The sequence below is a fragment of the Paucilactobacillus nenjiangensis genome, from assembly GCF_005405445.1.
Taxonomy (GTDB): Bacteria; Bacillota; Bacilli; order Lactobacillales; family Lactobacillaceae; genus Paucilactobacillus; species Paucilactobacillus nenjiangensis.
The window spans coordinates 19,967-37,095 of record NZ_BJEB01000009.1; the positions used below are offsets into that span (position 1 = coordinate 19,967).

18 protein-coding genes are annotated in these 17,129 nt (G+C 38.0%); 5 read left to right on the forward strand and 13 right to left on the reverse strand.

The genetic code is table 11. The annotated features are described in order from the left end of the window. The first annotated feature begins 43 nt into the window (after positions 1 to 43). A complete protein-coding gene (locus tag FFM59_RS02340; RefSeq protein WP_137601459.1) occupies positions 44 to 463 on the forward strand; it encodes a helix-turn-helix domain-containing protein in 420 nt (139 codons plus the stop codon). Between the two features lie 16 nt (positions 464 to 479). Further along, on the forward strand, positions 480 to 1,334 hold the full coding sequence (locus tag FFM59_RS02345; protein ID WP_137601460.1) for an SAM-dependent methyltransferase: 855 nt from the start codon (positions 480 to 482) through the stop codon (positions 1,332 to 1,334). Positions 1,335 to 1,578: 244 nt separating this feature from the next. Here the strand turns inward: FFM59_RS02345 and FFM59_RS02350 are convergent, their stop codons facing one another. The 3 genes from FFM59_RS02350 to lplA form a co-directional block, all read right to left on the reverse strand. Next, on the reverse strand, positions 1,579 to 2,061 hold the full coding sequence (locus FFM59_RS02350; protein WP_137601461.1) for a hypothetical protein: 483 nt from the start codon (positions 2,059 to 2,061) through the stop codon (positions 1,579 to 1,581). A 3-nt stretch (positions 2,062 to 2,064) separates the two neighbouring features. Next, the gene (locus tag FFM59_RS02355) at positions 2,065 to 2,460 is read right to left on the reverse strand and encodes a hypothetical protein (RefSeq protein ID WP_137601462.1); all 396 of its coding nucleotides are present in this window, start codon (positions 2,458 to 2,460) and stop codon (positions 2,065 to 2,067) included. An 84-nt stretch (positions 2,461 to 2,544) separates the two neighbouring features. Further along, positions 2,545 to 3,555 carry a lipoate--protein ligase gene (gene lplA / locus FFM59_RS02360; protein ID WP_137601463.1) on the reverse strand — a complete coding sequence of 337 codons (1,011 nt, stop codon included), beginning with the start codon at positions 3,553 to 3,555 and terminating at the stop codon, positions 2,545 to 2,547. 229 nt (positions 3,556 to 3,784) lie between these two features. On the opposite strand from lplA, the gene FFM59_RS02365 reads away from it, so the two are divergent. Then, entirely contained in the window at positions 3,785 to 4,231 is a 447-nt protein-coding gene (locus FFM59_RS02365; protein WP_137601464.1) for a universal stress protein, read from the forward strand. 95 nt (positions 4,232 to 4,326) lie between these two features. On the opposite strand, the gene FFM59_RS02370 is transcribed toward FFM59_RS02365, so the two are convergent. The 5 genes from FFM59_RS02370 to FFM59_RS02390 form a co-directional block, all read right to left on the reverse strand. Continuing rightward, positions 4,327 to 5,772, reverse strand: coding sequence for an MFS transporter (locus tag FFM59_RS02370; RefSeq protein ID WP_137601465.1), 1,446 nt, complete (start codon positions 5,770 to 5,772; stop codon positions 4,327 to 4,329). A 34-nt stretch (positions 5,773 to 5,806) separates the two neighbouring features. Beyond that, a complete protein-coding gene (locus FFM59_RS02375) occupies positions 5,807 to 7,345 on the reverse strand; it encodes an MFS transporter (RefSeq protein WP_137601466.1) in 1,539 nt (512 codons plus the stop codon). A 1-nt stretch (position 7,346) separates the two neighbouring features. Then, positions 7,347 to 7,898, reverse strand: a complete 552-nt coding sequence (locus FFM59_RS02380; protein WP_137601467.1) for a PadR family transcriptional regulator — start codon at positions 7,896 to 7,898, stop codon at positions 7,347 to 7,349. A gap of 104 nt (positions 7,899 to 8,002) precedes the next feature. Next, the gene (locus FFM59_RS02385) at positions 8,003 to 9,256 is read right to left on the reverse strand and encodes an ABC transporter permease (RefSeq protein ID WP_137601468.1); all 1,254 of its coding nucleotides are present in this window, start codon (positions 9,254 to 9,256) and stop codon (positions 8,003 to 8,005) included. Beyond that, positions 9,249 to 10,145, reverse strand: a complete 897-nt coding sequence (locus FFM59_RS02390; protein WP_137601469.1) for an ABC transporter ATP-binding protein — start codon at positions 10,143 to 10,145, stop codon at positions 9,249 to 9,251. Before FFM59_RS02390 ends, FFM59_RS02385 begins: the two co-directional genes overlap by 8 nt. Positions 10,146 to 10,311: 166 nt before the next feature. On the opposite strand from FFM59_RS02390, the gene FFM59_RS02395 reads away from it, so the two are divergent. Further along, a complete protein-coding gene (locus FFM59_RS02395) occupies positions 10,312 to 10,506 on the forward strand; it encodes a hypothetical protein (protein WP_137601470.1) in 195 nt (64 codons plus the stop codon). Between the two features lie 118 nt (positions 10,507 to 10,624). Then, positions 10,625 to 11,536 (forward strand): linear amide C-N hydrolase, encoded by a 912-nt coding sequence (locus FFM59_RS02400; protein ID WP_170175906.1) that lies wholly within the window; start codon positions 10,625 to 10,627, stop codon positions 11,534 to 11,536. Between the two features lie 218 nt (positions 11,537 to 11,754). Here the strand turns inward: FFM59_RS02400 and FFM59_RS02405 are convergent, their stop codons facing one another. The 5 genes from FFM59_RS02405 to purH all read right to left on the reverse strand — a co-directional run bounded on the left by FFM59_RS02405 (position 11,755) and on the right by purH (position 16,988). Then, positions 11,755 to 12,540 carry a hypothetical protein gene (locus tag FFM59_RS02405; protein WP_137601472.1) on the reverse strand — a complete coding sequence of 262 codons (786 nt, stop codon included), beginning with the start codon at positions 12,538 to 12,540 and terminating at the stop codon, positions 11,755 to 11,757. Then, positions 12,533 to 13,246: an ATP-binding cassette domain-containing protein gene (locus tag FFM59_RS02410; RefSeq protein ID WP_137601473.1), complete on the reverse strand. Its 714-nt coding sequence runs from the start codon at positions 13,244 to 13,246 to the stop codon at positions 12,533 to 12,535. The genes FFM59_RS02405 and FFM59_RS02410 overlap by 8 nt, the downstream gene beginning before the upstream one ends. Beyond that, the gene (locus FFM59_RS02415; RefSeq protein ID WP_137601474.1) at positions 13,239 to 13,616 is read right to left on the reverse strand and encodes a GntR family transcriptional regulator; all 378 of its coding nucleotides are present in this window, start codon (positions 13,614 to 13,616) and stop codon (positions 13,239 to 13,241) included. The genes FFM59_RS02410 and FFM59_RS02415 overlap by 8 nt, the downstream gene beginning before the upstream one ends. Before the next feature lie 135 nt (positions 13,617 to 13,751). Then, the gene (gene purD / locus FFM59_RS02420) at positions 13,752 to 15,041 is read right to left on the reverse strand and encodes a phosphoribosylamine--glycine ligase (protein WP_137601475.1); all 1,290 of its coding nucleotides are present in this window, start codon (positions 15,039 to 15,041) and stop codon (positions 13,752 to 13,754) included. 417 nt (positions 15,042 to 15,458) lie between these two features. Beyond that, positions 15,459 to 16,988 carry a bifunctional phosphoribosylaminoimidazolecarboxamide formyltransferase/IMP cyclohydrolase gene (gene purH, locus FFM59_RS02425; protein WP_137601476.1) on the reverse strand — a complete coding sequence of 510 codons (1,530 nt, stop codon included), beginning with the start codon at positions 16,986 to 16,988 and terminating at the stop codon, positions 15,459 to 15,461. Positions 16,989 to 17,129: the final 141 nt, after the last annotated feature.

Genomic DNA, 17,129 nt, shown 5'->3' on the forward strand with positions numbered 1-17,129 from the left:
TGGTAAAATAGTCTCAATAATAACTATTAAGGATGTGAATTTCATGTTCCCTGAACGATTACGCGCACTTCGACGAGGACAAAATATTACGCTTAAAGAATTAGCAAATGCTTTAAACGAACACTTAACAGAAGGTGAAAGTAAAAATTCTCCTTCACAAATTGGTAACTGGGAACGTGGAATTCGAACACCTTCATATATTGAAGCTAGAAAACTAGCCGAATTTTTTGATGTCAGTTTGGATTACTTAACTGGTAAAACTGATCAAAATGATACTGATTTGGGCCGGTTATTTGTTTCGGGCAAAGAACTGTCATTTAACCATACGCCACTAACCAGTGAAGATCGCTATGAGATTTTTCAATTAATTGATGGCTACGTCCATGGACGTCAAAACCGTCGCGACACTGAACGTTTCTACAATACTCATTCTTCTCAAGAAGAACTTGATTTAGATTTATAGACAGGAATACTTAATTATGAATCCCAAACAACTGAAGCAATTAAAAAAGCGCCATAAAGCAGCGCATCAGGCGAGTGCCGACGAATACATTACTGAGCTAACTGAATACGCCAACTTATTTGAAGATTATCCCACCATTAAGTTTCTAATTAATAATGTGCTGGAAAGTGATCGCCTTTTAAAAAATGGGCTACTGCCCCAACCATTACCAAAACTATTGTTACCAGACGATATTCAAGATCAAATTTTTGAAAAACTCGCTTCAAAATACCCACAAGGTGATCCAGAGGGCGACCAGTTTTGGGAAAAACTGTCTGCAGCGTTACCTAAATTAGATCAACGATTACGTAACTATCGTGAATATCTTGAAACGACTTATGGAATGTGGGCTTACATCAACGCTCCTTTTATCAAAAATCTATCTGAATTCACGAATGATGGCACGGTTCTTGAAATCATGGCTGGTCGCGGATTCATCTCCAAAGGCCTTCGTAATTTACAACCAACTCAAACAATTATGACAACTGATAATCTTGACTGGCAAACCAAAGTAAAAACTAACTTACCTGCCGTGACTGCCGTCGAGAATTTAGATGCGCTTGAATCAATCAAAAAATATGGCTCAACAGTTGATTTTGTCATCATCTCTTGGGCACCAGATACCCAGCAAACCGATTGGGAAATCTTACAACTGCTTAGAACCAGCTATCCTGAGATTCAACTAATTGTGATTGGTGAATACAACGGAGCGACCAATTCAAAAGCCTTTTGGAAATACGCTGACTTGATCGATTCTACAGACACAAACAAGTTAAACCAAAATTATCATAGTTTCGATTTGATTGACGAGAAAGTTTACTTAGTCAAATAAAAAGAGGAATCACAACAAACAAAGTTTGTTATGGTTCCTCTTTTAGTGTATTGATAGCAAAAGCTATCTCAGGCAGTCATCAATTCCACAATATCCTACTGCCGGACACCCTGAAATACGTCAGGTAAATGTGTCCCATGAGAATGTCATTAATCGCTTGCGCGAAACAATCCGAAGATTGCCTGACCATTCGACTCATCGCATACATTCCAGTATAGCAGCTTTCATTCTTTTTGCAAGCTGCCTATTTTTCGTCGTCTTTATCATCTTTATTCTGACGGATATCAACAATCGCAGCGAGCTGATCATTAATCCAATTGCTAGCGCTGTGGGAAACGCCATCTGTATCATCTTGAACTGCAGTCACAGATGCCAATTTATCGATTCTTAGGCCAGATTTATTCATGTCGGGAGTTTCTGCAATTAAGTAAACGTTCATTTCTGCTTCATCTTCTACATTTAAAATCTTTGAAATGGTTTTTGAATCCTCAAGGGGCAAATTAATCACGCTAGTTTCAATTCGAACACTAACTTTTTCACCTTCTGGCATGTCGACAACCCAGTTATATTGCGCAATCTCACTTTTTTTAGTAGCGTCTGCAACAAAGGTTAATCCCATTGTAACGGTCTCAACTTGCTGAATTGATGCCAAATCAGTTTCAACGACCTTGGCCGTAATTTTTTCATCTAGTGCGTCTTCCATAAATTGTTGAATTTTAATTTGCATGATTTACTTCCCTTTTAATTTTGGATTTTGATAATTGGCTCGTTGTTTACCGGCTGCAATAAAGCACAAAACATTCAGTGCTAATCCCGCTAAGCTTAACACATCGATAAATACTTTGGTAAGTAAACTCATGTCACTCCCGCCGCTCACAATCATTGCGCCACCAAAAGTAAATGACAGTACAATCAACATGAAAATAGTTAAATAAGCCGAAAAGCGCATTTCTTTACAGCTAAAGAAAATACTCAACAAATAGAAGCCTAAAATAATCCCAAAGTTAGGCATTACTTCAGAACTAAAAATTTCCGTTCCGGTTTGTAAATTCATAATAATATTGACGACATAGTAAATTACCGTCGAGATGGATAGGTACAGAAAAACAAATTTATGATATTTCAAAATAATCGCTCCGTTTTTAATGATTACTTCTATTGTACTATGTCAACCACAAAAAAAGAACCTCATTTCAGGTTCTTGGATTGATTAAACTAGTAAATCAACTAATTCTTCTTTTGAAACACCGACAATATACTTGGCGGTATCAACACTATCAATAACATTTTTAATTTCATTACGTTCGTATTTCTTACCATTTAATGCAGTTGCTAATTCTTCAACATCACCTGGTCCGAAGAAATCACCATAGAACTTGATATTGGAAATCTTACCATCATCAACTTTAATCCGTGCATCAACAGTTCCCATATCGAAATGTTGACGTTTCTTAACAGTAAATTCTGGTGAATTACCATAAACGGCATCCCAGTTGTTATAAGTATCTTCATAGATCTTATCAATCTTAGTTTGTTCTTCTGGTGTGACAACCACTTCTTTGTCCTTAATTTCATCCAGACTATCAACCTTGAATAGTTTCTTCAAGAGTGTGTCGCGGAATTCAGGAACGGTAATATCTTGATATTCAGGGGCAAGATAAGGTTTCAAATTAGTTACTCGGGAACGAACTGATTTGATACCCTTTGACTTAATCTTGTCTTCTGGCACATTTAAAGCTTTGCCAACAACATCCAAGTCAACATCTAACATTAAAGTTCCATGCGAGAAGGTTTTACCATTGCGAGAGTACATAGCATTTCCAGAGAACTTCTTACCATCAACTAAAATATCGTTACGACCACTAACTTCAGCAGTTGTTGCTCCCATTTCATGTAAAGCATCAACGATTGGTTGAGTAAATGATTTGAAATCACCAAATTCTTCGCTATCGCTATCAACAACGAAACTAAAACATAGGTTACCTAAATCTTGATACACGGCTCCACCACCAGAAAGGCGACGAGTCACGCGGATATTATGTTCATCTACATATTTTTGATTAATTTCTTCTAGAGTATTTTGATTACGACCAACGATGATACATGGTTCTTCATAATAAAATAACAGTAATGGTTCACCAAAGTCTTTATTGTTCATTAAGTACTGTTCTGTTGCCAGATTCTCACCGATATTATGTGACGTCATTGAAATATAACGCATAGTCGTTCCCCTTCTTCTTAAAAATTATTAAAATGCTTGAACATTTTGAGTTTACCACCCACTGAAACCGATTTCAACAATATGATCGTAGTTGTGCTAAAAAGATTGGATATGCGCCGATAATGTGAAAGATTGATCATTAAATCACATATTTTTTACCGAAAGGGATTACACTTTCCTTTTAGAATAGTATAATAATGTTAAACATAACAGAAAGAGGGTTTTCCCCATGTCACAACAATATAAAACAATTCTCGTACCTGTTGATGGTTCTAAGGCAACACCTCAACTAATTGAACGTGCAATTCAAATTGCTAAGACCAACGGCGCTCATCTGGACATCTTGAACGTGGTCGAAATTAATCAATTTAGTGATAGTTACGGTGGAGCAATCAGTGGCGATGTAGTCTACAGTTTGGTAGAAGACATCGAAGCTCGGTTAGATAGTTTGAAAACACAAGCATCTGAAGCTGGTTTAACTGACGTCAGCACCCATGTACGATTTGGTAATCCTAAGCCTGTTATTGCCCGCGAATTTCCAGACGACCATGGCACCGATTTAACTGTCATTGGTACCACAGGAATGTCTGCCGTTGAGCGTTTTATGGTTGGCTCAGTTACCACGTACGTCAACCGCATCTCCAAAAATGATGTACTTGTCGTCCAAATTAAATAATATCTAAGACAATGACGACCGCGTCAATTTAGATGCAGTCGTCATTTTTGCTTAAAAAAAAGTTCTAGAGTCAATTTTACTGACCCTAGAACTTTTTAATTTGTCGCCATATGGTTATGCTTAATTTTTAAAATAACCCGATAAATAGTAATCAACCAGGTAATTGCCACCAACACAATTGCTAAGGAGAATGCTACGTGCATCCCGTAAACAAATATGTGACCGTGTCCTGATGGATAACTAGTAATATTGTGGCCAATTTTTTTACTCATCGCTGCGTACAAAACGGTAGTCACTAATGATGTCCCAGTAATCATCCCCAGATTTCTAGCTAAGGCATTTAATGAACCAGCAACACCTAATTTAGAAACTGGCGCATTCGACATGATTAAGGCGTTATTAGGTGTTTGGAAAAAGGCCATCCCTACTCCACCACATACCAGCAATAAGACAATAAACAATGATGATGTTTGTGCATCTGCAATCCACCAACCAAAATACGATAATCCTAAGATAGTTAATCCACATAACGTAATATATTCCTGGTCAAAATAATCAGCAATATATCCAGAAATTGGAGTGGCAATCAACATTGAAATTGGCCAAACCATCAAGAACAATCCAGCCGTACCAGCATTAATGCCTTTCAAATTTTCAAAATAAAATGGCGAAATAACATTAATGAAAAAGTTACTAGTAAACACCAAAAAGGCCGCGACTAAACTAATAGTAAATAATTTTGATTTAAAAATTGTGAGATCTAATAATGGCATTTCAGCATGTAATTCATGCACAATAAAAATAACAAACACAATTAACGCAAACACGGTTAATGTCACTGGAATGCTGCTCAAAAACCCTTGTTCTTGACCGATATTGATAGCTAAGAAAAAGGTCGTGATAAATAAGAACAGCGTTGAGATACCGACATAATCAAATTTCAATGCATCATGATCAATTTCTGCACTTTTAGGAAAGACTAACCGTCCAATAATAATCGCAATAATTCCGACCGGCACATTAATCCAAAAAATATATGACCAACTGAAGTGCTGTAAAATAATCCCACCTAAACCTGGCCCAGCAATCGTACCCAATGACACAAATGAGGAATTTAAGGCCATCCCTCGTGCCCGTTGTGAAGGTGGTGCAATCGTGGTGACAATACCAAAGCTATTGCTCATTGTCATTGCAGCACCAATCGCTTGAATAGTACGGGCAAACAACAAGAACCACAATCCCAGATTAATTCCTGCAATTAATGACCCAACCGTAAAGATATAAGTGCCAAATCTAAAGACTCGAATTTTACCAATTTGATCACCTAAACGACCAAAGAAAGTCAGTAATCCAGAAATGATAATTAAATAAATTGAAACTACCCAAGTTGCTTGGTTCATGGGGATTGATAATTGTTTAGACATGATTGGTAAGGCAATGTTCACAATCGAAGAATCGAGCGTCGACATAAACGCAAACATCCCCACTGCTGCAATAATAATCCAAACTTTTTTACTTGGAATTTGTGTTTCTTCCGACATCTGTAACCCTTCTTTCACTTCATTTTGACAATGTTTAACTATTCTTCTTTAATAATAAACCAGCAGCAATGGCACCAACGAAAACAACTCCCGCTGACAATAAGGTGGCAGCTGTCATCCCCTTATCGTATGCGTGCAAAACGACTTGTTGTAACTCGTGGGCAAATGGCGCTAAATTCATTTTGTCACTAAAGGCAATTGTGTGGCCTGAAAAAGGACCTGCTTCAATCAAAGCATCTTTAATTTTATCTGCGACAGCCGTGGTAGCAGGAATTGAATGAATATGTCCATTTAAATAATTTTCATATTGTGAGCTTTGGATTAATCCTAAGCTAACTACACCGATTGTGGTTCCAAATTGGCGGAACACATTCAATAGTCCAGAGGCCATTCCCATTTCTTCCATTGCCACGCCTTCCATTCCGGCCGTATTTAACAATGGGTTAACCATTCCGTTAGTAATTCCCATTAAGACCATCCCTGGCCATAATTCAACGAAGGAAACTTTGGTCGTCATTGCGTTTGCTAGTAATAAAAATCCAATTCCTCCAAGAAACAAACTGCCACTGATTAATCGTTTATTAGAAAAACGTGCTCCTAAGATCCCAGTTAACGGTCCTAAAATTAATGACCAGACGCTAATCGTCAATTGACGAACACCAGTATCAAAAGCTGAATAACCAATGTAGTTTTGCATTAATGCCGTTAAATAAGCATTATATGAGTAAATACCCCAACCTAATGCTAAGGCAACTAACACGGCACCAACAAAATGCCGATTTTTAAACATTTTGAGGTTCATCATTGGATTTTTCAATTTACTTTCAATAATTATAAAGAGTACTAATAAAATAATCGCAGCAATCAACCAGCCACCGACACGAGGATCAGTCCATCCCCAACTGTAGTGGCCTTCTTTTTGAATCAATCCATAGATACCGGTAAATAACGCGGCAGCTGATAAAAACATCCCCGCGAAATCAATTTTTTGATTCGCACCAAAACTTGGCGTTTCTTTAATAAAAATCACCGATAAAATGACAGAGATAATTCCAACAGGTACGTTGATAAAGAAAATTGACTGCCAGCCAAAGTGTTCGACCAAGTACCCACCAATTAACGGACCAGAAGCTGATGATAAGCCAATTACGGACCCAAGGATTCCTAACGCAGTTCCACGTTGTTTACCGGCAAAATTAGACGCCACTAATGCCATTGAGAGTGACATCATTCCGGCACCCCCAATTGCTTGAATGCCACGACCGATGTTCAACATCGTGAGCGAGGTCGACATGCCATTCATAATCGAAGCTAAGGTAAAAATCACCATGGAAGCCACGAAAATTTTCTTGCGGCCAAACATATCACCTAATTTGGACATAATGAGCAAGGTCACGGCAAAAACTAAGGTATAAGCATTTAAAACCCACTGTAAATTGGTGAAGGTTTCATTTAAATCGGTGGCCATCGTGGGTAAGGCAACATTTACGACCGTCACATCTAGTAATCCCATAAAGACCCCTAAGGCCATTGCGGACAATGCTATCCATTGCCCAGGTGTTGTTTTTTTCATATTACTCTCCAATACTCTCTTCAATCTCTGTTATTTCTGCTTGCAGCCACTCAAGCGTAGTCGAAGTTAACTTAATCGCTAACTCCAAATTTTTAATACTCCATTTGAGGAAATCTTTTTTATTTTCATTAACCGTTAACAGGTAAGTCAGATGATCCATTACTTCTTGATAAGTGTCCAAATCATCCGCCACATCATGTTGGTACGCTTGTAAGATTTGAATTTGTTCCGGTTTTGAAACTACCGCCAAGGCTCTGAGCTTACAACGATAAATTGATTCCCGTTTAGCTGTCATTTCAACTGGCTGAAGCATCAACTCTTTTAAATAAGCTGCTCCCGCTTCAGTAATACGCGCCATTTTGCCAGAATGTTCACTTTCCTTTTCGTCATATAACTCAATGTATTGTTGTTCTGCCAATTTCTTTAACACTGGATAGATTACACTATTTGAAATTGGACGACGTGGTATCATCGAATTTTGCAAAATAATTCGGAGCTTATACCCCGACATATCACGTTGCATTAAAGAACCTAAAATTAATAATTCGTACATTTTTACCTCCAATATATGTCGAACCGACCCAAACAATTATAGGTCAATTCGACACGTTGTCAAGGCAAAATAAAAACTTACCCCTATTAGGATAAGTTTCATCATTATTTACTCTTCCGTTCTGCATTCATGATTGAAAAGGTACTCCGGATGGATTTCAAAAAACCACCTTGGTTATAAACCAACACGTTACTCTTGTACGCCTTGGCAGTAAACCAGGTAAAGAGAATCAAAAAGATAACTGAAATTAAAATGCTAATCCAAGCATCCCCCACAGTCGCAAAACTCATGGCCAAGCGTACCGGCATGACCGAGGCGCCAACAAATGGCAGATAGCTAACTATTTTAACAATTAAGCTATCGCCACCCTGAACAGCCAAAGCAAACACGTACCCAAGCAATCCAATCATTGAGATAGGCATGACAGCTTGTTGTACTTGTTCTTGATTAGCCACAAGAGAACCTGTTAATGCCGCTAAGACAGAATAAGTTAATACTGCCAAAATGAAAAATACGCAGAAGATTAACCCATTTGTTGATGTCAAAACACCAAAATCAAAATTACCCAACATCGTTTTCACAATATCAATTTTCATCAAAGGTTTCCAGGCAACTAAGATTAATAGCAGATAAAATAAAATATTTACCACTAATAACGCTAGTATTCCGGCCAGTTTGCCAAAGAATTGAGTGGTAGCACTAACGGACGACAAAATAGTCTCCATAATTCTTGAACCCTTTTCCGTCGCAATTTCTTGAGCTATCATCGATCCATAGCTCAAAGTGAAAACTAACATTAACACAGTAATTGCAACAGCAATTAAGTGATTGCTAGTGTCGGTCTTCTGATTTTTTGTTGAAGCCTTACCGTGGTCAACGACAACCGTTTTAGACCTCAAAACAGCCGGTTTGAGCAAAGCTTGCAACTGTTCAGAATTCAAATTCAACTTAGTAGCTTGTGCTTGTAGCTGAATTTGTGACAAGACTGCTTGAATTGTCTTGGTGGAAACAACTTTACCACCATCTCTTAATTGTAAATTAGCTGCAATTTCTCCATTTTTAATTGGTACTGCCAGCACAGCATCTAATTTTTTATTCTGCATGGCAGTCTCAGCTTTATCCTGACTATGATATTCTTTAACTTTCATCCCAGGCAAACTGTCAGCAAAATTTTTACGAATTGCTGGTACGCTACTTACCACCCCAATTGTTGGTTTACTTTGCGAACTCTGGACTAAATGGCCAATTCCAATTGAAATCCCTAATAACAAAACTGGTGATAGAACGAGAAAAATCCAAGAAGCACTGCGCACGTTTTTCATAAAGACTTGTTTGGCAATAATCAACATTTTATGCATCAGCTTCACCCACTTTCATTCGGAAGATTTCATCAAGCGTGGGAGCTTGTTGGCTGAATTCAGGAATATAACCATTCTTAGTGGCAGCTACAAAAATTTCTTGTCCTACTTCAGGCGATTTCAACATCAATTCAAATCGATTACCTTCATGTTTGACATCAATAACGCCGTCAAAACTCGTCAATTCATCGCGAGTTAAATTAGATTCAATAAATAACTTAATGCGTCCATATGAATTACGAATTTCATCAACGGTGCCATTTAAAACTGTTTTGCCATTTTTTAACATAATCAGCTTATCAGACAAAGCTTCAACGTTGGACATGTCATGACTGGAATAAATGATGCAGGCGCCCGAATCGCGCATCATATTGATACCATCTTGTAGTAGACTCGCATTAACTGGATCTAAACCAGAAAAAGGCTCATCTAAAATAATTAATTTTGGCATATGGATTAATGTGGTAATCAATTGAATTTTTTGCTGATTACCTTTACTTAAATCTTTTAGCTTGTCGGTCTTTTTACCTTTTACATTGAAACGTTTAAACCATTGATCTAGTTGAGCATTTACGTCCCGAACTTTCATACCTCGTAGCTGAGCAAAATAAGCGATTTGATCATTGATTCTCATTTTGGGATATAACCCACGTTCTTCGGGCAAATACCCCAAAATATCATAATCTTCACTCGTCAATGGATGCCCATCCCATAAAATGTCACCATGATCCGGAGTAATAAAATTTAGTATCATCCGAAAAGTAGTTGTTTTACCGGCACCATTTTGGCCAATTAACCCCATGATTTCACCTGGTTGAATCGTAAATGATTCATCATCCAACGCTACCATCGATCCGAACGTTTTTGTTAGTCCGCGAATCTCCAACATTGTTAACCCCTCCTACAAACTGATAGATGACCAAAGTATACCATATCAACTATCGATGAAATGTATGAGTAGCAAACATTGTTGCATATATTTGTAATAAAGGAAATCATGTAATATTCTTGAGATGCAGCAGTCTCGTACACTTTTATTTTAGGAGTGAAACCATATGAATAATAGCCAAAAAAAATTTGATTCTCATGTTGATATTCGTACTGACAGTAAAATCAAAACAGAAGAACTCGGTGTACCTAATCAAGAAGTATTGAGCAGTTTTTTTGAAGTAATCCATGATGCATCCGGTAATTTAAAACTCGAAGGTGCCACCAACCATTCAGAATTGAATAAAATGCTTAACGATTGATGCCAAATAAAATTGTTGATTAGTCGATTTTATTTTAAATCTATCTTTGTTAAACAAACCATAAAAAAAGCATATAATGACCTTAAAGACTACAGAAGTAAAAATTGGAGGTTACATTATGTGCACTAGCTTAACTGTTCCCAGTTATTCAAATGAGCAACTCCTTGGGAGAACCATGGATTTTCCAACTAAAACACCTTGGCGACTCACTTATTTGCCAGTTAACTTTGAATGGCAACCAGTTACCGGTACAACCAAATATCAATCTAAGTTTGCAGTCCTGGGTGGCATGCGACACATTCAAGACTGGTATCTGATTGGAGACGGCGTCAATAGTGCTGGACTGTCAGTGGCTGAATTATATTTTCCCGTTGAGTCAAATTACTACGATGCGCCCGTTGAAGGAAAAATCAATTTATCCCCGCAAGACTTTACCACATGGCTTCTAACTCAAAATGGTACGGTTAAAGAAATTCGTGCGAAGCTTGCTCAAATTGCCTTAATTGGGGTCCAATGGTACGACAATGAAGCCATATATCCGTTTCATTGGATCATCACAGATGCCTCTGGCACTTACATCATTGAACCAACTGACCATTTGCTAACCTTACGTGAGAACCCAAGTAACGTCTTAACGAATACTCCCAATTTAGATAAACAACTCACCAATCTGAAGAAGTTAATGAAAACTGACTTCACAGCTTGGAATTCAATTCGCTCTTCACTCGCAAACTATACGGGACCAACCCCCAATCGTTCAATTACAACTGATCGATTCATTAAAACTAATTTGTGGCGCTGGCGCGATAGTAGAAACCTGACAATTAACAGCACAACTGTGACCGACTTTTTAAAAACCGTCACCATCCCAAAACGAAATGACAACCACGATTACACCCATTATTACGGTGTAATGAATCTCAACGCCCAAGAATACCGATTCGAAGGCGTTCTTCATCCTGTTGTAACTATCGCGAATTTATCAGATCTAATGACTTACGATGTCCCAGTGGAACTAGCAGAAGAATAACTCCATCAGAAAAGCCCCATCAATCAAGGATTGATGAGACTTTTTTTAATCTGTTCCATAAATCAACTCTCTTCGTTTAATAACGAATGATGGAAGATTCTAAGTGCAAATCATCCATCATTCGAAATTGCCATTTGAACTTGGCGAATTTCGCCGTAGTTCAATGGACGTCGTAGCAATCCTCAAGAGCTGAACGACTTATGTCACACTTACTTTTTTTAAATACTTTGTGGATTAGTTTCAACCCATTTATTTAAGATGAAAACATTAATAAATGAAAGTAAAATAATAGCTACTGCCATATAACCTGATGCCACTAGCATTGAAACGGCAGCAGTACTCATCGCATCCGCATGTGTCATATTCAATGAAAAGACACTAGATACCACTTTAACCACCATGCCGCTAATGTAGCTGATTACTTTGATTACCACATAAAAGACAACCACGTACAAGACAATCCGATACAACCGCTCATGTAAGGTTGGTAAAAATGAACTCAGAGCTTCCACAATCAAATGAATTAATGAAAAGAAAATCCAAAAGAATAGCGTGGTCACAACTAAAATTAACAAAGTTGAAAAGGTCACTCCGTACAATGAAGGGGTAAGTTCCTTCATGTATTTAAAATAATGCCAACTACCAATATTGAATACCAATAAAAGAATCAATTGTAAAATACCGAAGTAAATATAATTACAAACGACGGATAAGACATTTGCCAGGTATAACTTCGCATCAGAGACAGGAATTAAACGGTAAAAGTTTTTCGTCCAAACTCGTTCCTGTCGAATTGCCAACACCAAAAACATGACTCCTGCTGCTAACATCACAATTCCAAGGGTTGTCGCTAAAATTGAATCCGTCATTGACCCTTTTGAATTAGATATGAACATTAAAATTATAGATACAATTATTCCAATAATTTCGATACCCACTACCATATGCACAGCGCGAACCTTGTCGCGAAAAAGTGCACCCGTTAATTTTGCAAAACTAGGCATGGTCATTTACCTCCTTATAGAAACTTTCGTAATATTCTTCAATGCTTTGGTTATATTCCTCACGAATCTTATCGGCATCAATCTGATTAACAATCGTTCGATTCTTGATAATCACCACTTGATCCAATAAATTAGCAATGTCCGTGACATGATGATCACTAATAATCACTGAGGCGTCATCTGGCATCCAGGCCAAGATATTTTCAATGATTTTTTTACGTTTCATGCTGTCGATTCCATCAAAAGGTTCATCCAATAAATACAGTTTTACTCGTCGTGCTAAAGTAACTGAAATGACAAAATTACGACGCATCCCCTTGGATAATTGACTGAGTTTCTGTTTGAGATTCAAATTAAAATTCGAAACTAATTGATTGAAATTATCCATACTAAATTCTGGATAAATCGTATCATAAAATTTGGCTAAATCCTCTAATTTGGCGTCAGTTGCCGCCCCGTTAAGTTGTTCACTGAAGCTAACGAGCCCCTTCATAGTAGGCTTATCAACTTCACCATCAATGATGATGCTCCCACTATAATTGGTTGCAGCACCAGAAATTAATCGCATTAAAGTTGTTTTACCAGCCCCATTATCTCCCAGCAAACCAATAATTGATCCGGCTGGAATACTTAACGAAACGTCGTCTAACAAGACCCGCATGTTGCGCTTGTAAGTGAGCTGATTAATGACTAATAAATTATCCATTATCTTGTTCCTTTCTTTGCTTCATGTAGGCTGTTAAATATTCTAAGACTTCATCTGGAGTGACTTGTAGTTCCGTTAAATGGTCATACATCACTTCAATTTGTTCTTCAACTACATGTTGTTTTAAACTAACTAATTTTTCCATATCGGTTGTCACAAAATTCCCCTTACCGCGTTGTGTGATTAGAACTTCTTCTTCCACTAACTCGCTCAACGCTCTTTGGATAGTATTAACGTTGACTGTCAAATCAACCGCTAATTGTCGAACTGCAGGTAACTTGTCGCCTGGGTTAAGGTGTTCAATGATAATTTCTTTGTAAATGTATTGTTTGATTTGATAATAAATTGGTACTTTATCGTCGAACTGCATTTCAATCAGCCCTCCTCGTTTGCTAGTGTATTAGTTTACTATTACACTATAAATTGTTTTCACCTCAAATGCAAGTGATTTTGGAAAATAAAAATGGATTGCCAGAAATTACTTTCCGTCAACCCATATTTTGATTTATTTATATCTCGAGCTATTTACATGAAATGGTTCTAATCCTTTGTCACCAATATCATGCCGATAACGTAATCCATCAAGTGATTGTTGATCCAACCATTGATAAATATTATCTTGTGCTTGTTCAACGCTATCTGCATTGGTTACGACACTTAGGATTCTGCCGCCAGCACTCACTAGTGCTTTACCATCAAGTTTAGTCCCCGCATAATCGACATGTAACTGAGCTGGTAATTGATTAAACGCGTTTAAATTAACCCCTGAGCCAGAACTCATTGGATAATTTTCTGATGCAACACCGACACATAAGTACGTTTGCCCAATATCCCATTCAACCTTTTGTGGTTGGTTGTCTAATAATTTGATTAACAGACTGAAAAAATCACTCTTTAATTGAGGCAATACAACCGAGGTCTCAGGGTCGCCAAAGCGGACATTGAACTCAATTACTTTAGGACCATTATCGGTGGCAATTAAACCGGTATATAAAATGCCACAAAATGGATTTTCATTTGCTTGTAGAGTTTCCACAATCGGTTTAATAACCGTATCGAACGCTTCTGCCTGCATTTCATCTGGTATTTGAGGAACTGGACTATACGCACCCATGCCACCCGTATTAGGGCCCTTATCACCATCATAAGCTGCCTTATGATCTTGTGCTAATGGCATTGGTATGATTTCTGTGCCATTGACAAATGCAAAAAACGAGAATTCTTGTCCCTTTAAAAATTCTTCAATCACAATTTCATCCGCAGCAAATTTATTTTCTGCCAGCATTTCGTGAACAGTCTCAATTGCATCATCATAATTTTGAGCTATGACTACGCCTTTACCGGCCGCTAAACCATCTGATTTGATCACAATCGGGAAATCAACTGTCTTCAAATACTGATCAGCTTTGGCCTCATCTGAAAAGTTTTGATATTTAGCGGTTGGAATATTGGCTTGCGCCATTTGTTCTTTGGCAAAAGTTTTCGATCCTTCTAACCGAGCGGCACTCTTGGTGGGGCCAAAAATCTTGAGTCCCGCATCCAAAAAGCAGTCAACAATTCCCGCTTGAAGTGGCACTTCTGGACCGACAAAAGTCAAATCAATACTAGCAGTTTTAGCAAAACTTACTAAGTCACCAAACGCTAATTCGTCAATTGGAACTAATTCTAAATTGGCCGTAGCCATCCCAGGATTCCCCGGTGCTACGAATACTTTTTCGACCTGTTCACTTTTCAAAAATTGGCGGCTGATGGCATGTTCTCTTGCCCCACTACCAATGACTAAAACTTTTGCCATGATGAAAACTCCTGTAATCATTATTTTGGTTTTGGTTAATCTCACTTTTGATCTGAAATGTGCTCAAATCAGCAAATCACTTACCTAACTACGAAAACACCTTTATCATAAACCAGATAAAATTTTTGTCTAGGTTAATGCTCATTGGCTTTACGGTCAGTGACACAACTTTTTTATAATCGTGCTTTCACTGAACAACCAACTCCGCTTAACTTAACATCTCCAATTGTATAAATCACAATTAGAGATGCTTTGTTAATGCTCATTGGCTTTACGGTCAGTGACACAACTTTTCATAATCGTGTTCCACAAAGCAACTGCCTACGTTTAACAATAATAACTGTATTAATCCTAAACCGATTAACACAGTTATTCTGTTAATCCTCAGCAGCTGAACGCTTCTTGTTGCACTCATTTCTAGTGTCTAAAGTGTCTTCTTCCTGAAAAGACAAGGGCGACACCATATTTGTTGGCATTGTCGATAGATTCTTGATCACGTATACTACCACCTGGTTCAACAATTGCCTTAATACCATGTTTGGCTGCAAATTCGACACTATCGCCCATTGGGAAATATGCATCAGAAGCTAGGACGGCTTGACCATAATTATCAGCAGATTCTGCCTGTGTAATGGCAATTTCAGCTGAACCAACCCGATTCATTTGGCCAGCCCCAATCCCGAGTGTCATTTCATCGGTTGCCACGACAATTGCATTACTTTTAACATGTTTAGCGACAATTTGTGCAAATTCTAATGCCTTTAATTCTTGCTCTGTTGGTTGTTTTTCAGAAACGACTTTGAAGTCAGCAATTGTTTCGTGAACTAAATCTTGTTCTTGACGCAACAATCCACCCATCACCGAGACTGTTTCTAATGCGGCTTCTGGACGCGCATCGAAATCAACCGTCAATAACCGCAAGTTTTTCTTCTTAGCTAACACTTCAAATGCATCATCGTCAAAACTTGGTGCAATAATCATTTCCAAAAATAACGCATGCATTTTTTCAGCCGTTGCTAAATCAACGTTCCGATTCAAGATAATAATCCCACCAAAAATTGAAGTACTATCTGCAGCATACGCGCGGTCCCAAGCTTCTTCAATATTATCTGCTAGTCCAATCCCACATGGATTCATGTGCTTGACTGCCACCACAGCTGGCTGATCAAACTCTGCACTCATCCGTAAACCGGCATCAGCATCCTTAATATTGTTAAATGACAATTCTTTACCATGAAGCTGTTCAGCTTGAGTGATTGAGAATGGTTCTGGCATTGCGTCTTCATAAAAAGCTGCCTTTTGGTGGCTATTTTCACCGTAACGCAGTGCTTGAACTTTATTGTAGGTCAACGTTAAGCTATCTGGGAATTCTTCGTCACCGCCCAAATATTGAGCAATTAGTGCATCATAGGCCGCAGTGTGGCGGAATACTTGTAAAGCTAAATTGCGACGGAAAGCTCGGTCATCTGAGCCATCATGGATTGCATTTAAGACATTATTATATTCGTTAGGGTCAACAACTGTAATCACATCAGCAAAGTTTTTTGCAGCGGCACGCAACATGCTTGGTCCACCAATATCAATCTGTTCAATTGCATCTGGTTCAGTCACTCCATCCTTTTGAATTGTTTCTTTAAATGGATAAAGATTAACTGCGACCAAATCGACCGTATCGATATTATGATCCTTGAGTGCTTGCATATGTTCTGGCAAATCACGACGAGCTAACAAGCCAGCATGAATTCGTGGATGAAGTGTTTTCACACGCCCATCTAGCATTTCAGGAAATCCCGTAACTTCTTCGACTGCAGTCACATCAATACCTGCATCTTCAATTACTTTTTTGGTTCCCCCAGTTGAAATTAATCGATAACCTAAGTTAGTTAAACCTTTGGCGAAATCAACGACACCTGTTTTATCTGAAACGCTTAGTAATGCTGTTTTCATGTGTTTATTTACCCCTTTAATTGATTAATTTTTTGAAGTCCCTAACAATTTGTTCTACTTGAATCGGCTCCTCATTTCAACGACTTCCGCCTAGCCTTGAATAACTCGATTACTGAACCCGTAATCTTTGTTATTCTTCAC

Bases quoted from the DNA above. Each gene is read 5' to 3' on its own strand.
- FFM59_RS02340 (WP_137601459.1), top strand. From the start codon at position 44: ATGTTCCCTGAACGATTACGCGCACTTCGACGAGGACAAAATATTACG.
- FFM59_RS02345 (WP_137601460.1), top strand. From the start codon at position 480: ATGAATCCCAAACAACTGAAGCAATTAAAAAAGCGCCATAAAGCAGCG.
- FFM59_RS02350 (WP_137601461.1), bottom strand. From the start codon at position 2,061: ATGCAAATTAAAATTCAACAATTTATGGAAGACGCACTAGATGAAAAA.
- lplA (WP_137601463.1), bottom strand. From the start codon at position 3,555: ATGCGTTATATTTCAATGACGTCACATAATATCGGTGAGAATCTGGCA.
- FFM59_RS02365 (WP_137601464.1), top strand. From the start codon at position 3,785: ATGTCACAACAATATAAAACAATTCTCGTACCTGTTGATGGTTCTAAG.
- FFM59_RS02370 (WP_137601465.1), bottom strand. From the start codon at position 5,772: ATGTCGGAAGAAACACAAATTCCAAGTAAAAAAGTTTGGATTATTATT.
- FFM59_RS02375 (WP_137601466.1), bottom strand. From the start codon at position 7,345: ATGAAAAAAACAACACCTGGGCAATGGATAGCATTGTCCGCAATGGCC.
- FFM59_RS02380 (WP_137601467.1), bottom strand. From the start codon at position 7,898: ATGTACGAATTATTAATTTTAGGTTCTTTAATGCAACGTGATATGTCG.
- FFM59_RS02385 (WP_137601468.1), bottom strand. From the start codon at position 9,256: ATGCATAAAATGTTGATTATTGCCAAACAAGTCTTTATGAAAAACGTG.
- FFM59_RS02390 (WP_137601469.1), bottom strand. From the start codon at position 10,145: ATGTTGGAGATTCGCGGACTAACAAAAACGTTCGGATCGATGGTAGCG.
- FFM59_RS02395 (WP_137601470.1), top strand. From the start codon at position 10,312: ATGAATAATAGCCAAAAAAAATTTGATTCTCATGTTGATATTCGTACT.
- FFM59_RS02400 (WP_170175906.1), top strand. From the start codon at position 10,625: ATGTGCACTAGCTTAACTGTTCCCAGTTATTCAAATGAGCAACTCCTT.
- FFM59_RS02405 (WP_137601472.1), bottom strand. From the start codon at position 12,540: ATGCCTAGTTTTGCAAAATTAACGGGTGCACTTTTTCGCGACAAGGTT.
- FFM59_RS02410 (WP_137601473.1), bottom strand. From the start codon at position 13,246: ATGGATAATTTATTAGTCATTAATCAGCTCACTTACAAGCGCAACATG.
- FFM59_RS02415 (WP_137601474.1), bottom strand. From the start codon at position 13,616: ATGCAGTTCGACGATAAAGTACCAATTTATTATCAAATCAAACAATAC.
- purD (WP_137601475.1), bottom strand. From the start codon at position 15,041: ATGGCAAAAGTTTTAGTCATTGGTAGTGGGGCAAGAGAACATGCCATC.
- purH (WP_137601476.1), bottom strand. From the start codon at position 16,988: ATGAAAACAGCATTACTAAGCGTTTCAGATAAAACAGGTGTCGTTGAT.